Annotated in this window: 15 protein-coding genes and 1 tRNA gene; 6 read left to right on the plus strand and 10 right to left on the minus strand. The window is 37.3% G+C overall.

The window, feature by feature from the left end:
• Window positions 1-139 precede the first annotated feature (139 nt).
• Window positions 140-1,414 (plus strand): DUF4143 domain-containing protein, encoded by a 1,275-nt coding sequence (locus IJF99_RS05215; protein ID WP_292792791.1) that lies wholly within the window; start codon window positions 140-142, stop codon window positions 1,412-1,414.
• A gap of 132 nt (window positions 1,415-1,546) precedes the next feature.
• Here IJF99_RS05215 and IJF99_RS05220 read toward each other — a convergent pair whose 3' ends face one another.
• The gene (locus IJF99_RS05220; protein WP_292792793.1) at window positions 1,547-2,260 is read right to left on the minus strand and encodes a tRNA threonylcarbamoyladenosine dehydratase; all 714 of its coding nucleotides are present in this window, start codon (window positions 2,258-2,260) and stop codon (window positions 1,547-1,549) included.
• 97 nt (window positions 2,261-2,357) lie between these two features.
• On the opposite strand from IJF99_RS05220, the gene IJF99_RS05225 reads away from it, so the two are divergent.
• Complete coding sequence (locus IJF99_RS05225) at window positions 2,358-3,107, plus strand: TatD family hydrolase (protein ID WP_292792796.1); 750 nt, start codon at window positions 2,358-2,360, stop codon at window positions 3,105-3,107.
• 204 nt (window positions 3,108-3,311) lie between these two features.
• On the plus strand, window positions 3,312-4,082 hold the full coding sequence (locus tag IJF99_RS05230; protein WP_292792798.1) for a V4R domain-containing protein: 771 nt from the start codon (window positions 3,312-3,314) through the stop codon (window positions 4,080-4,082).
• Here IJF99_RS05230 and cobI read toward each other — a convergent pair.
• The gene (gene cobI, locus IJF99_RS05235) at window positions 4,079-4,783 is read right to left on the minus strand and encodes a precorrin-2 C(20)-methyltransferase (protein WP_292792800.1); all 705 of its coding nucleotides are present in this window, start codon (window positions 4,781-4,783) and stop codon (window positions 4,079-4,081) included. The two genes, IJF99_RS05230 and cobI, sit on opposite strands and share 4 nt — an antisense overlap.
• A gap of 85 nt (window positions 4,784-4,868) precedes the next feature.
• Here cobI and IJF99_RS05240 point away from each other — a divergent pair, with 85 nt between their 5' ends.
• Window positions 4,869-6,698, plus strand: a complete 1,830-nt coding sequence (locus IJF99_RS05240; protein ID WP_292792802.1) for an ATP-dependent DNA helicase — start codon at window positions 4,869-4,871, stop codon at window positions 6,696-6,698.
• 1 nt (window position 6,699) lies between these two features.
• Here the strand turns inward: IJF99_RS05240 and IJF99_RS05245 are convergent.
• The 8 genes from IJF99_RS05245 to hpt all read right to left on the minus strand — a co-directional run bounded on the left by IJF99_RS05245 (window position 6,700) and on the right by hpt (window position 11,086).
• Window positions 6,700-6,773, minus strand: a tRNA-Arg gene (locus IJF99_RS05245).
• 13 nt (window positions 6,774-6,786) lie between these two features.
• Window positions 6,787-7,752 carry a topoisomerase IV gene (locus IJF99_RS05250; protein WP_292792804.1) on the minus strand — a complete coding sequence of 322 codons (966 nt, stop codon included), beginning with the start codon at window positions 7,750-7,752 and terminating at the stop codon, window positions 6,787-6,789.
• An 11-nt stretch (window positions 7,753-7,763) separates the two neighbouring features.
• Window positions 7,764-8,075: a transcription factor S gene (locus IJF99_RS05255; protein WP_292792806.1), complete on the minus strand. Its 312-nt coding sequence runs from the start codon at window positions 8,073-8,075 to the stop codon at window positions 7,764-7,766.
• 60 nt (window positions 8,076-8,135) lie between these two features.
• Window positions 8,136-8,552 (minus strand): NUDIX hydrolase, encoded by a 417-nt coding sequence (locus IJF99_RS05260; protein WP_292792808.1) that lies wholly within the window; start codon window positions 8,550-8,552, stop codon window positions 8,136-8,138.
• A gap of 28 nt (window positions 8,553-8,580) precedes the next feature.
• Window positions 8,581-8,859, minus strand: coding sequence for a DNA-directed RNA polymerase subunit L (locus IJF99_RS05265; protein WP_292792810.1), 279 nt, complete (start codon window positions 8,857-8,859; stop codon window positions 8,581-8,583).
• 14 nt (window positions 8,860-8,873) lie between these two features.
• Window positions 8,874-9,443 (minus strand): exosome complex RNA-binding protein Csl4, encoded by a 570-nt coding sequence (locus IJF99_RS05270; RefSeq protein ID WP_292792812.1) that lies wholly within the window; start codon window positions 9,441-9,443, stop codon window positions 8,874-8,876.
• Between the two features lie 67 nt (window positions 9,444-9,510).
• Window positions 9,511-10,515, minus strand: coding sequence for a diphthamide biosynthesis enzyme Dph2 (gene dph2, locus IJF99_RS05275; protein ID WP_292792814.1), 1,005 nt, complete (start codon window positions 10,513-10,515; stop codon window positions 9,511-9,513).
• A gap of 1 nt (window position 10,516) precedes the next feature.
• Complete coding sequence (gene hpt / locus IJF99_RS05280; protein WP_292792816.1) at window positions 10,517-11,086, minus strand: hypoxanthine/guanine phosphoribosyltransferase; 570 nt, start codon at window positions 11,084-11,086, stop codon at window positions 10,517-10,519.
• 78 nt (window positions 11,087-11,164) lie between these two features.
• Between hpt and IJF99_RS05285 the strand changes: the two genes are divergently transcribed.
• On the plus strand, window positions 11,165-12,514 hold the full coding sequence (locus tag IJF99_RS05285) for a signal recognition particle protein Srp54 (protein ID WP_292792820.1): 1,350 nt from the start codon (window positions 11,165-11,167) through the stop codon (window positions 12,512-12,514).
• A gap of 1 nt (window position 12,515) precedes the next feature.
• Window positions 12,516-13,708 (plus strand): tRNA pseudouridine(54/55) synthase Pus10 (locus IJF99_RS05290; RefSeq protein ID WP_292792818.1); only part of this gene is annotated, 1,193 nt, incomplete at its 3' end.

The raw sequence follows: 13,708 nt of genomic DNA on the forward strand, positions 1-13,708 counted from the left end.
AAAATAGTTAAATATATTATCAAAAAATAGTTAAATATATTATCAAAAAATAGTTAAATATATTATCAAAAAATAGTTAAATATATTATCAAAAAATAGTTAAATATATTATCAAAAAATAGTTAAATGGTATGATTCTATGGAGTATATGGTCCGATATTTGGATGATGAATTGGAGCAGTGGATGAATGTTATTGGTGCAGTGCTTATTGTTGGTCCCAAATGGTGTGGTAAGACAACTACTGCTGAACAATATGCAAAAAGTGTTTTAAAACTTCAGGATATTGACAGGCAAGAGGAATATCAGATGTGGTTAGATATTAAACCATCCAAATTATTGGAAGGTGAAAAACCTAGACTTATTGATGAATGGCAGATGGCACCAATATTGTGGGATGGTGTTAGAAATAGTGTTGATGAACTTCAAGGGGAAGGATTATATATATTGACAGGTTCTACAGTAGTTGATGAGTCTAAAATTATGCATTCTGGGACTGGCAGAATTCATAGGCTATTAATGAGGCCTATGAGTCTATATGAAAGTGGAGAATCAAACGGTAAGATTTCTATTGAGGAATTGTTTGATAATCCGAATATGGATATTGATGGAATTGAATCCAATTTAACAATGGATGATTTAATTTTTGCAGCATGCCGTGGAGGATGGCCAGATTCCATAAATAAAAAAAGCGATAAAGATAAATTATTAATAGCTTATAATTATCTGGATAATATAGTTGAAAGTGATATTTCTAATGTAGATGGTGTTAAACGTGACCCTGATAGGGTAAAAGTAATTTTAAAAGCTATTGCAAGAAATAATTCTACTTTAGCTAAGGACACTACAATAATGGCAGATATTTCAGCTAACTTTGGTGACATTAGCAAGCCCACTTATTATTCATATGTTGACTCATTGAAACGATTATTTGTCATTGAAGATTTAAGGGGCTGGGCTCCAAACATTAGATCAAAATCATCAATGAGGTCAGGCAATAAAAAAGTATTCATTGATCCATCCATTTCTGTAGCCTCTTTAGATATGAGTCCTGAAGCATTCAATACAATTGATGGTTTAAAAACATTTGGATTTATTTTTGAAAACTTGTGTATTCGTGATTTAAGTGTTTACACTTCTAAATTCGGCGGTTCAATATCTTATTATCATGACAATTCCGATACGGAGGTTGACTGTGTTGTACATCTCAACGATGGAAGATATGCATTAATCGAATGTAAATTAGGAAAAACTAAAATAGAGGAAGGAGCTCGAAATTTACTGAAAGTGAATAAATTGATTGAAGCTAATGACCAAGTTAGAAATCCTAGTTTTTTAGCAGTTTTAACTGGGGGAGAAATAGCTCATACAAGAAAAGATGGAGTTAAAGTTATTCCAATAGGTTGTTTAAGATAGTTTCAGTGCTTGAAATCTATAAGCATGACAACAATATCACATGTTTTATACGAACAGTTTGTATTCTTTTTGTGTTCTTTTTATAAAAATCGTTCGTTTTTTGAACTGCCCCACTCATGAATATTGAGCGGTTCAATCATTCACAATATCTTTTATCACTTCACCGGCTATTATCAATCCCGCAACGGACGGTACAAAAGAAATGCTGCCTTTTACTTTATATTTGGAATTTTTTTGGTTTATAGCACAATCGTTTGTGTTGATTGGCAGTTCCTTGGAATAGACCACTTTTAATTTTTCTATCCCTCTCTTTCTAAAATCCTTTTTCAATATTCTGGCAAGCGGGCACACTGAAGTCTCGTAAATGTCGGCCACTTCAAACATTGTGGGGTCTAGCTTGTTCCCGGTTCCCATCGAGGAGATGACCGGAACGTCAATGGAATCACATTTGCATATGATTGCAATCTTTGCCATTATGGTATCCACACAGTCAACGGCATATGACAGGTCTTCGTTAATTATGTCGATTTCTGAATCCGCCATATAAAATTCCTTATACACTTCGACATTCGCTTCCGGATTGATTTCCAGGATTCTTTCCTTCATCAAATCGACTTTGTATTTCCCGACTGTATTCACTGTTGCAATCAGTTGCCTGTTGATGTTGCTTTCATCTATCCTGTCATAGTCCACTAAGATGAAATTTCCAATTCCGCTTCTGGCAAGTCCTTCACAAACGAAAGAACCCACACCTCCAAGACCGAAAATTGCGACTTTGGCGTCATTCAATTTTTCCATTCCTTCATTTCCAATCAACATTTCTGTTCTTGAAAACTTTTCATCCATATTCGCTCACCAAAAAATTAATTTAATCTTATGTATTTATATTATAATTGATGTTGTTAAGATAAAAACTTAATGCAAAAATCTTATGGGGTTTTCAATGATAATCGATACGCACTGTCACATTTATTATAGTGAAATGGAAAATGCAGAGGAAATAATAAGAACAGCTGCAAAAAACGATATCCATTTAATATTGAATGGTACTGATCCTTTAAGCAATCGGGAAGTGTTGGAATTATCAGGTAAATATGAAAATGTCCATGCCGCACTGGGATATTTCTATTCTTTTGCAGATGAGGTAACGGATGAAGACATTCTCTTATTGGACATGCAGCTCAATAATGAAAATGTAATCGCGGTAGGCGAGATAGGGCTTGACTATTACCATACAAAGGACAATAAGGACAAGCAAATGGAATTGTTTGAAAAAATGTTAAATCTTGCACACAAACATGGCCTGCCTGTAATTGTGCATTCCAGAAAATCCCTGCAGGACACGTTTGATATATTGAAAAAGCATAATGTGGCGGGATCTATGCATTGCTATCAGGGCTCAGCGGAAATGGCTCGGGAATTTGTTAAATTAGGTTTCTATATCGGTGTTGGTGGGCCGGTCACCCACACCAACAACAAGAAAATAAGCAGAACGGTAAAAGAGATAGGCATCAGCCATATGCTTGTTGAAACGGATTCGCCATATTTGGCTCCGGAAGAAAAGCGCGGTCAAGCGAATACTTCACTAAACTTAAAGTATATAATGAGAAAAATAGCCGAAGAGTTGGACATGAAAGAGGATGAAGTTGCTTCAATCACCACTGAAAATGCAAAAAAATTATTCGGGATATAATTCGCTTCAGAATGTTTTAGTGCGAAAAGCAAATGAGCTATTTATTTTGTTTTAAACGAACAGTTCGTATTTTTTATTTTATTTATTTCTACAACTGTTTATTCCTTTTAAATTTTATTGTTATTTTGAACAATTTTTAATTGATAGTTAACTTTATTAATCAACAATATTAAAAATCATTATATAGATTGAGGGGTTAATAAGATGAGTGAACAAAAACCGATACAAATCTTTTCAAATTTCAACGAAAACATTGGCGTCAATGTTGTAAAAAGTCCTGTAAAGCTGACAATTCTTGAAATGTTAAGAGATACTGAGATGGAATTTGATGAAATCGTCACAAACACAGGAAAATCAAAATCCACAGTTTCTGTTCATCTAAAAGGCTTGAGAGAAAAGGGAATCATATCCTACAGGGTCCATCCCGTGGACAACAGGAAAAAGATCTTTTATATAAATTCGAAATATTTGGGTTCCGTAAACATATCCGAACCGAAACAGATTGAAGAAACACAATCCGACTACCTCGTTAAAAATCTAATCGAGGATGATGAGGAATTCTCAACATTACTGTTCCACACTTTAAAAGCAATGCTTATTCAGGAAGGGGTGAATATCGATCCTATTTTGCAATCAACCGGAAACAGCATAGGAAAATCCATCTTTGAAAAACTTTACAACGACGATTTGGATATCTTCATGGAAAACATTTCCGATTTCTGGCAAAGAAAAGGATTGGGAAGGCTCACCTTCAAGATAGGTCAAACCATTAAGATAACCACTCAGGATTGTTTCGAATGCAAACTGCTGCCTAAGACAGGCAAACCGGCATGCTTTTTAGACACTGGGATATTTGAAGGCCTTTTCACAGAATTCTTTAATTTACCGGTCAGCGTAATAGAAACCCAGTGTTACACAATGGGTGATGAAAGGTGCGTTTTTGAAATCGAACCCAAAAACGTCAAATCATACTAGTCATCGCTGAACTTTATAATGGTTGTTGTAAGGTAAGGCTTTTCATTGGAAAATCCTTCAATTATTTTTTCATTTTCACGTGTGCAGTTCTGAACGGAATAAATTTCTTTAGGCCTATTTTTTTCTTCGATTGTTGCTTCCAACTCAGATGTATTTCTGGAGGCTTTCATAAGTACAATTGAATCACTGTAATCCAGAACTTCCCCCAACCTATCATCGATTTTAGGAATGACGCTTAAAATGTCATTCTGTTCCACAAGCGCTTTGTTTCTAGCTGCAGCACATGCGGTAAAAGAGGTGATTCCAGGGATTGTTTCAATTTCATATCTGTCAATCAATCTTTTCTGAACATATGAGTAAGTACTAAAAATGGAAGGGTCTCCGAGAGTTATGAATGCAACGTCTCTTCCTGTATCAAGATATTGGGCAATTAGCTCTGATGCGCTGTCCCATATCTTTTCAAGTTCCTTTTTATCTTCAATCATTGGAAAAATAGGTTCCACAAGCATCAATCTTTTGTAATCCTTTCTTTCTTCAAGTATTGGTTTAACGATTGATAATGCGATACTTTCCTTTTCCTTTGAGGATTTTGGTGAAAACACTACAGGGACGCTTTTTAAGGTTTTTACCGCTTTCAATGTTAATAATTCTGTATCTCCAGGTCCCACACCAATTCCGATTAATTTTCCTTTTTCAGCCATATAATCACTTTTACAAATTAGATATAATTTTGAAATAAACTTGTCTACTAATTATTTATAGTATTACATAACTAATATATTTTTAATGTCTAATTCGTTGTTTTGTCCAAATTGTGGAATGCTTAAAAGCAATTGTACCTGTGGAAAATATGGTAAAAAGGAATCTAGCGGACCAACTAATCTGTTTAGTTTTTCCAAGCCCAGAACAAAATCCATTTTGGATGATGAAATTCCAGAGGTTTATTCTGTCGACGATTTCCAGCAGGATGAGGGAACCGCAGCATATCTGAAGGAAATATATCCTCATATTGATGATGAAATCATTGTCAATTTCCCGTTTAAGGAGCCTAGATTAGGTCAATTGGACATTATTCAGGATATCAACGACGCCATCAAAAAAGGATATAAATATATCATTCTGGAAGCAGGAACCGGAACAGGCAAATCGGCCATTGCAACAACCCTTGCAAAGATGTATGAATCCGCATATATCCTTACAATGACCAAGCAACTGCAATCCCAGTACTGCGATGAATTCAGTTTCCCGTTAGTCAAGGGAAGGGGAAACTTCGCCTGTCTGCATGATAATCTCGAAACAACATGCGACATGGGGGCATGTAAAACTACACCGACATCAAGCAAATTTTTCTGCCCCTACGGCGTTGCCAAAAATCCAACATTGGATGCAGAATTCGCATTTGAGGATTCCTTTGGAGGGGCAGTATTTTACCAGTCCGACAATCACTGTCATTACTGGAATCAGAAATCCAATGCAATCAACTCTCCAATCACGCTGATGAACTATGATTATGCGATTGTGGAGCTGAATTACGTAAAACACTTCGGGACCCGTTCGCTGCTGATTCTCGACGAAGCCCACAACATAGAAAACAAGCTGATGTCAACAATGGAGGTCACACTGTATAACAGGACGCTTGAAAAGGACATTAGCAAGATCATGTCAGACTCAATCCTGAAAGACGGGGAACTCGAAGACTGGATAATGGAAGTTGATGCAATCAGGCAATCCTATGAGGAGATCGATTTGAAGGACATCAGCAAAAATAAGGCCGACAGAATAAGGTCAACAATTTCCAGGCTCAAAACCCTAAAAATCAATCTTGAAACGGAACCTAAAAATTGGGTCATCGACACCGACGAGACAAGCGTCGTATTCAAGCCGCTGAGGGTTCACCGCTATGCCAAAAACAACCTGCTGAAATATGGCGATGTAGTCATATTCATGAGCGCGACAATTCTTTCGCATAAAATGTTTTCCCAGTGGCTGGGCCTGAATCCCAATGAGGTTTATCATATCAAAGTCGACAGCCCGTTCACAAAGGAAAAAAGGCCGATAATACTTGACCTTGCAGGAAAGATGTCAGCAAACAGGATTAAAAAAACCGCTCCGAAGACAATCCCTATTCTGCAGGAGATTCTAAAGAAACATGAAGGGGATAAGGGTTTAATCCACACTCACAGCTACAAATGCCAGCAGTTCATCACCAACAATCTGAACAATTCAAGACTGGTATCCCACAATTCCAAAAACCGGGAACAGGTTCTCAATTTCTTCGAAAAGGATGAAAATCCGTTGGTATTGGTTTCCCCATCAATGAGTGAAGGGGTGGATTTGCCTTACGATAAATGCAGATTCCAGATAATCTATAAAATACCATTCCCGTACCTTGGCGACAAGCAGGTCAACATGAGAATGAAAAGGGATAAGAAATGGTATGCATATAAGACCGTCATGACATTAATGCAGGCATACGGACGTGGAATGAGGGCGGAAGACGATTCATGCTACACCTACATCATCGACAGCGACATCAACATGCTGTTCAAAAGTCCCATGTACAGGTCACTGATACCTGAGTTTTTCAAGGAAGCCGTTGTAAGGGTAAAAAAATAAGCGGACCTGGAGGGATTTGAACCCCCGACCTCAGGATCCGAAGTCCTACGTCATTCCTGACTAGACCACAGGCCCATAATAAAAATCATTATTCATCTTTATCTTTCGAATCGATAGAAATAATCGGCAATTCTTCTAAATCTTCCACTTCAGCAAAGATCTCATCAATAGACTCGCTATCAAGAATAACCTGGTCATGCTCGATTTCTTCAGCGGTTTTTTTCACTGATTTCACTTTTGCAGGCGGAATGTCATTGAGATCCTCTTCAATCTTTGCTTTCTTTTTAGAATCAGTAGGTTTTTTAAGAGATTTTCTTATTTCTTCCATATTGAATTCGCCTATTTTGTAGGCGTCTTTATCTAATGGAATCTCGCTTTTTGGTATAATTTTCGGGGATGGTTTTTCAATTTTCTTTTTTGGTGTATTTTTTTGGTCGTCGTCATCATCTTCAATTGTATCTATCTTATTGGTTAGATTGTCAATCGGATTTTTAATGTTCAACAGCCTGTACAAACCATAAAATACAAGCAACGCACCAATAGCGAGGAATATGATAAATATAAAGCTGGTTTCTCCTGAAACGACATTATCGATAACTCTGTCAGCACGTGAAGAAAAGATAAAAATGGATACTGCTATCAGTATGATGCCTAGAACGGTACTTGCAATGGCCAGAATAGGTTTGCCGCCAATTTTCGCATTAATGACATTGTCAAAGTTTTCGCTTATCTCACCGACTATGTCTTCACCTAAGTCTTCTTCATTATCCTCATCAGTTTCTTTAACTTTCGGGGTTTTTATTATGAATTCTTCATCAATCGGGTCTGATTCCTCTAAATTAACCGGAGGGATGTTGTCGTCACCTGGTCGATAGATGAATTCATCATCAATTTCTAATTCCACATAATCATCGGAATCGTCATTGAGATAGTTGATCAACTCATCATCTTCAGGAATTCCATCATCCAATCTGATTTCTTCACTTTCTTTGATGTTGTTAATCATTTCCTTTAAATTAGAAATTCTATGCTCTTTTTCCTTAGAGTCTTTCATAAGCAAACCTCTTAGTCATATGCTCTCCAAGTATGTTTACATTTTGTGCATGTAAATATTCTTGTAGGAGCTTCATCCGCACTTCGAGTTTGTAGTAATTTATAAACAGCTTTATCATGTCCACATTCAGGACAGGTTTCAGTTGTGGTTGGGAGCACATCTACATCTTCACCAAGCATTTTTACATTTTCTTCTGCTTTGATTTTCCTTGAAATTTTGAATGATTCCTTATTTTCTATTTCAATAACTTCTCCGCAGGAATTGCATTTTAATTCGCCATTGCTAGGAAGTATCATTGCTCCACATTTTGGACAAAATTCCATTTTAATCTCCTTTTTATTCTTTATTATAGATTATAACTTATTTAAATATAACTTAAAAATCTACTTTTTAACTTTTTTTAAACAATCGTCAATTATTATTGCATGGTCAAAAGCAATTTTGTCTTTATCCAGTTCATCAACATTAAAAATGCCAATATCTTTTGCATCGCTATCGGCCCTTTTTGTTGTCAAATCTCCTTTGGCAGTATATGCAACGGTTACAGTGTGCCTTCTTGGGTCTCTGTCTGGAGTGGAATAAACATTAACCAATTCTTCGAGTTCAACATCAATGTTTGTTTCTTCTTTCGCCTCTCGTATTGCTGCTGTTTCTACACTTTCACCATATTCAACAAATCCTCCAGGCAACGCCCAATAGTCCTTATAGGGATCATTTTTTCTTTTAATCAGAATAAAATTAAAATCATCATCATAAATAAAAACGTCGCAGGTAAGTGAAGGATTTTTATATTTTGCCATTAAATCACATAAAAATAAAATTTTGAAGCTATAAAGCTTCATCAATAAGTTTTTTTAATTCTGAACTTTCTTTTTGGAGTTCTTCAGCAGCTTTTTTTAATGCATTTCTAGGTCTTTTACCTCTTTTTGTTTTAATGGTCATTTCAGGTTTTCCAGTAAGAGGGTGGTCAATGTTGTAAACTGCATATTCGACATCCGGATCTTGCATTAAAATATGTCTTAAAGCGTTACAAACTCCGTGGCTTTCATCTTTTACAACAAAAGTGAGTTCTAAAGTTTTGTCTTCAATAATTTCAAAATTTTCCATTTTATCAACCTTAATTAATCATTAACATAGTTTTTAGAGACTTTACGTCTTTCTTTTTTGTTACATGTATTGCACTGAAGTTCATTTTCCTTTTGTGTAGTATGCATATAGTCTCTGCAGCGGGTACACATTGCCTTTAGGACTCCACAGTCATCATCAACAGTTCCTAAATCAACATTATCTCCAGTTATTTTAACTACTTTCGCTTGGATAATGTCTCCAATTCTAAAAGCATCTGATAATTTTTCTAAATAATCTTTATTTGCTTGTGAAATGTGAATAGCTCCCATGTAAGGCAAAGCTAGCGGTCTGCCATTATCTTTCATGCAGTCAATTTTAACGTTCGCCCTTTGAGGTTTGATATCAGTTATCTGACCATAGACAGTATCTCCCACTTTTAAAAGGGCAGGTTTGGCATCTGACACAACAGAAATAACCTTCTTTTTTTGATTAATTTTAACATTACCCAGTACTGCTGATTTAATGTCACCATTATCGTCAAAAGTACCGTCTCCCGGAAGATATTGCTCGATTATTCCCAGTTTATCTCCAGGCATTACAATTTTTTCGTCTTCTATACTCATATTAAAATCACCAAAAATATCAAAATTTCTTTAATATTATAATTATTATTGATGTTTATATTTAAAACTATTTATAACGTTCATGGAATAAAATCTCATCCAATTGGTAATTTTCCCATTCCCTTTTGTTTAAAACAATTTCCAGTTCCTGCGGTGTTAATAATGGTTTTTTATACATTTGAGAATCATCAATGGCTATTCTTGGACATGCGCTGACGACAAACGCATCCAATTCAAGATAAGGAAGCAATGCATCCGGCGATACATTATCCACCAGAATAATATAGCTTTCCATTTTTGCGTCTTCAAGTATTTTTTTAATCTCCTTTGCAAGAGTCATGCGGTACTGGCCTTCCTTAGACGATACTAGAATGCCCCATTTTTTCGCGCTTCTTGCCTTTGTAATTCTTGCAAATCGTATCCTTAAAATCCTATCGGCAAACTCATCCATATTTCTGATTTCTGAGTTATACGGGTCGAGAGCCAGCACTGGTGTATTGGAGAATAGTTTGATTCCCAGCGGGTGGAAGTTTCCGCTTCCGATGAATAGTATAACGTCAGCCTCAAGGTCTTTAATGGATGAGAAATTACAGCCCAAAACCTGTCCCTTGCGGGTTGACGGTGAAGAACCCAATATGACTTCCTTGCCGTTGTCTTCCAGGAAGTCTTTTGTTTCATTTAAAAGATGCAGGTGCTGCGTTGTGGTTACAAGTCCGATCTTTGATGAGTTTTTCAGCTCATTCAAGCATTTTTCGAGATCTTTTTTAATGTCAATATTCGAGTATGCTTCAATGAATAATGTGGGCACTTCATATTTTAATGGGAGAGGGGTGTGGCCATAGTGAACGATTAAATCCACAGAACCCTTCATCTTCCAGTCGCTGACGTCACAGGCTCCAAAACATGGATCGCCTGAGATTACAACAATGGAATCGGTTTCCTGTTCAATGGCTTTAGCTATTTTTGTCGCCTGTGTTTTAAGACCTTCAGGAAATTGCAGTCCGACCGTTTTTGCATCGAGCGAATTGATCTTGCGGATTACCCTGTCCAAATCCATATCATACATTGACATTTTAATCTTCAATAGTGCTTTCGATAACTACCTTTCCATCAATCACGTCCAGCTTAACAATGGATAATACGTCAACGCCGGTTTCTCTTTTGACAATCTCCTTACCGTCGCCTTTATCAATGATTGCTACAACGGATTTCAAATCCAGGCCCATGTCCTCTAAGGTTCTGATTAATGCCACTAATGTTCCGCCTGTGCTTACGACATCATCGATGAGCAGGATCCTTTCGCCTTCATGCAGGTCATTGACGTAAAGGTTGGATGAGCCGTAGCCTGTTTTTTGATAGACTTCTGTTTCGCCGGGTAGGCCATACTGCCTTTTGCGGATTACAACAAACGGAATGTCTGTTGCAAGGGAAAGTGCGGTTGCAAGGTGTATTCCCATAGCTTCAACGGCCACGATTTTATCGATATTTAAATCAGCATACTTGTGAACGGCAAGTGCCAGTTCCCTAAGCAGTAACGGGTCCATTGCCGGAACACCATCACTTATTGGATTAACAAAGTAGTTGTAATCTCCTTTCTTAACAATTGGGGACGCTTCTAATGATTTTATTACTTCTTCTAACATAGTACTCACACGAAAATTATTAAAACTTGATAAATATAAATATATTGTAATATAATAATTAAGTTTTCTAATGAAGTGATTAACATGCTTGGAAATTTAGGAGAAAATCTTACTAATACGATGAAGAAATTAGTAGGGATGTCTGTAATTGATAAAAAGACAATAAAAGAAGTTGTAAAAGACATACAACGTGCTTTAATTCAATCTGACGTTAATATTAAATTAGTTTTAGATTTATCAAAAAAAATAGAGTCCCGTGCTCTTGAAGAGGAACCTCCAAAGGGAATTACTCCAAGGGAACACGTCATAACCATTATTTATGAGGAGATGGTCAGTCTTTTAGGCAGTGAAGCCGCAACCCTTGACATCAATGAAAGGCCTTATAAGATACTGTTCCTTGGTCTTCAGGGTTCAGGTAAAACCACAACAATCGGTAAACTGTGCAGATATCTGCAGAAAAAGGGTTTCAACCCTGCTGTGGTATGTACAGACACATGGAGGCCGGCCGCTTACGAGCAGTTAAGGCAGCTGACAGAAGAGATGGACGTGCCGTTATACGGTGATCCGAATAACAAGGATGCGCTTGACTTGGCCGAAAAAGGTCTGAAGGAATTTAAAAACAGGAAAGTTATCATTTTCGATACTGCAGGAAGGCACAAGGACGAATCCGATTTAATTGCTGAGATGGATGAGCTGGACAACATCATCAATCCTAATGAAGCAATCCTCGTAATTGACGGAACCATCGGTCAGCAAGCCGGAGAGCAGGCAAAAGCATTTTCACAGGCAACTGACATAGGTTCAATCATAATTACAAAACTTGACGGTTCAGCAAAAGGAGGGGGCGCAATGTCTGCCGTTGCAGAAACAGGTGCTCCAATCAAGTTCATAGGTACCGGTGAGAGGGTGGACGACTTTGAAATATTCGACCCTGAAAGGTTTATTTCCAGACTTCTCGGAATGGGAGACATCAAATCCCTCATTGAAAAAGCCGAAGAGAATATAGACGAGGACATTGCGGAAAAAACCATGAACAACATGCTGAGCGGCAAATTCACCCTGATGGACATGAAAAACCAGTTTGAAATGATGAACAGCATGGGTCCGATGCAGCAGGTCCTCAACATGATTCCTGGTATGGGAAACAAGATTACTAAAGAAGCCTCCAAAATGACAGAGGATAAGCTTAACTCATATAAAATCATGATGTCCTCAATGACCGAAGAGGAAATGCTGAATCCGAAAATCATAAAGCAGTCCCGTATCAGAAGAATCGCCCGGGGGTCCGGTGTCGATGAAAGTGAAGTCAGGGAATTGCTGAAATATTATAACAACACCAAAAAGACAATGAAAGGAATTGGAAAACGTGGCGGTCGTTTAAGAGGAGGGTCCATGAACCGTATGATGGGCCAATTTATGCAAAGATAACATGAAATTAGCTGAAGATATTTTAAAGGAAACCGACGGCAGGATATGCAAGCATTGTCTTGGACGCAAACTATCTAAAACAATAGAAGGCACCAACAATATTGAACGCGCCGATAAGGTATGTGATGAGTTAAATATTAATTTGGATAATGCCGATTGTGTAATCTGCGATAACCTATTCGATAAACTGGATGAGGATTTATACAAAAAGATAGATGACAAAATCGGCCAGCTGGGAATTGAATTCGAAACCTTCCTTGTAGGTTCCCAAATCCCCAAGGATATTCAAAAAAGGGATGAGGAACTTTCCGAAAAATTCGATTTAACCGTTGAAACCATTAAAAAAGAAGTCAACAGATTAATAGGTCTAGGAATCTGGCAGCGATACGATAAGGAAGCGGAATTCGAAAGGCAGGACATTGTCTTCAACATTGATTTGACCGGCGAACCTAAGGTCAGAATTCAGATTAATCCTCTCTACATTGAAGGAAAATACAACAAATATAAGAGAGGCATTCCCCAAACCAAATGGCCTTGCAGCAAATGCAAAGGCAGGGGCTGTGAAGAGTGCAATTTCACAGGAAAACAATACCCCGAATCAGTTGAAGAGTTAATTTCCGAACATTTCCTGAAACTGACAAAGGGACGCGAAGCCAAGTTCCACGGAGCCGGAAGAGAAGACATCGATGTATTGATGCTCGGCTCAGGAAGGCCTTTTGTTTTGGAAATCAAGGAGCCGAAAATAAGAAACATTGATTTGGCAAAGCTTGAAGCGGAAATCAATGAAATAAATGAAGGCAAAACCGCTTATCATAATTTGAAATTATGCGAAAGGCCGAGAAAAGCCGAAATAAAGCAATCCTCTCCTGATACTTATAAGGTTTATAATGCACTCGTCAAATGTGATGAGCCATTTGATGAGGATAAAATGAAAGAATTATTGAATCTTGGCGAAATCAATCAGCAAACACCAATCAGGGTTTTGAGAAGAAGAACCGACATGGTTCGAGTTAAGCATGTGCTTGACTTGTCATATGAAATAATAGACGATAGGACATTCAGCATGAAGATCAAAACAGAAGGTGGACTTTACATCAAGGAACTGATTTCAGGCGATGATGGAAGAAGCCAACCTAATGTAAGCGAAATCCTAGGTGTTAGGGCAATTTGCGAGCAATTAGATGTATTGGAAGT

This window comes from Methanobrevibacter sp. (genome assembly GCF_017406825.1).
Classification (GTDB): domain Archaea; phylum Methanobacteriota; class Methanobacteria; order Methanobacteriales; family Methanobacteriaceae; genus Methanocatella.

Bases quoted from the DNA above. Each gene is read 5' to 3' on its own strand.
- IJF99_RS05215 (WP_292792791.1), top strand. From the start codon at position 140: ATGGAGTATATGGTCCGATATTTGGATGATGAATTGGAGCAGTGGATG.
- IJF99_RS05220 (WP_292792793.1), bottom strand. From the start codon at position 2,260: ATGGATGAAAAGTTTTCAAGAACAGAAATGTTGATTGGAAATGAAGGA.
- IJF99_RS05225 (WP_292792796.1), top strand. From the start codon at position 2,358: ATGATAATCGATACGCACTGTCACATTTATTATAGTGAAATGGAAAAT.
- IJF99_RS05230 (WP_292792798.1), top strand. From the start codon at position 3,312: ATGAGTGAACAAAAACCGATACAAATCTTTTCAAATTTCAACGAAAAC.
- cobI (WP_292792800.1), bottom strand. From the start codon at position 4,783: ATGGCTGAAAAAGGAAAATTAATCGGAATTGGTGTGGGACCTGGAGAT.
- IJF99_RS05240 (WP_292792802.1), top strand. From the start codon at position 4,869: ATGTCTAATTCGTTGTTTTGTCCAAATTGTGGAATGCTTAAAAGCAAT.
- IJF99_RS05250 (WP_292792804.1), bottom strand. From the start codon at position 7,752: ATGAAAGACTCTAAGGAAAAAGAGCATAGAATTTCTAATTTAAAGGAA.
- IJF99_RS05255 (WP_292792806.1), bottom strand. From the start codon at position 8,075: ATGGAATTTTGTCCAAAATGTGGAGCAATGATACTTCCTAGCAATGGC.
- IJF99_RS05260 (WP_292792808.1), bottom strand. From the start codon at position 8,552: ATGGCAAAATATAAAAATCCTTCACTTACCTGCGACGTTTTTATTTAT.
- IJF99_RS05265 (WP_292792810.1), bottom strand. From the start codon at position 8,859: ATGGAAAATTTTGAAATTATTGAAGACAAAACTTTAGAACTCACTTTT.
- IJF99_RS05270 (WP_292792812.1), bottom strand. From the start codon at position 9,443: ATGAGTATAGAAGACGAAAAAATTGTAATGCCTGGAGATAAACTGGGA.
- dph2 (WP_292792814.1), bottom strand. From the start codon at position 10,515: ATGTCAATGTATGATATGGATTTGGACAGGGTAATCCGCAAGATCAAT.
- hpt (WP_292792816.1), bottom strand. From the start codon at position 11,086: ATGTTAGAAGAAGTAATAAAATCATTAGAAGCGTCCCCAATTGTTAAG.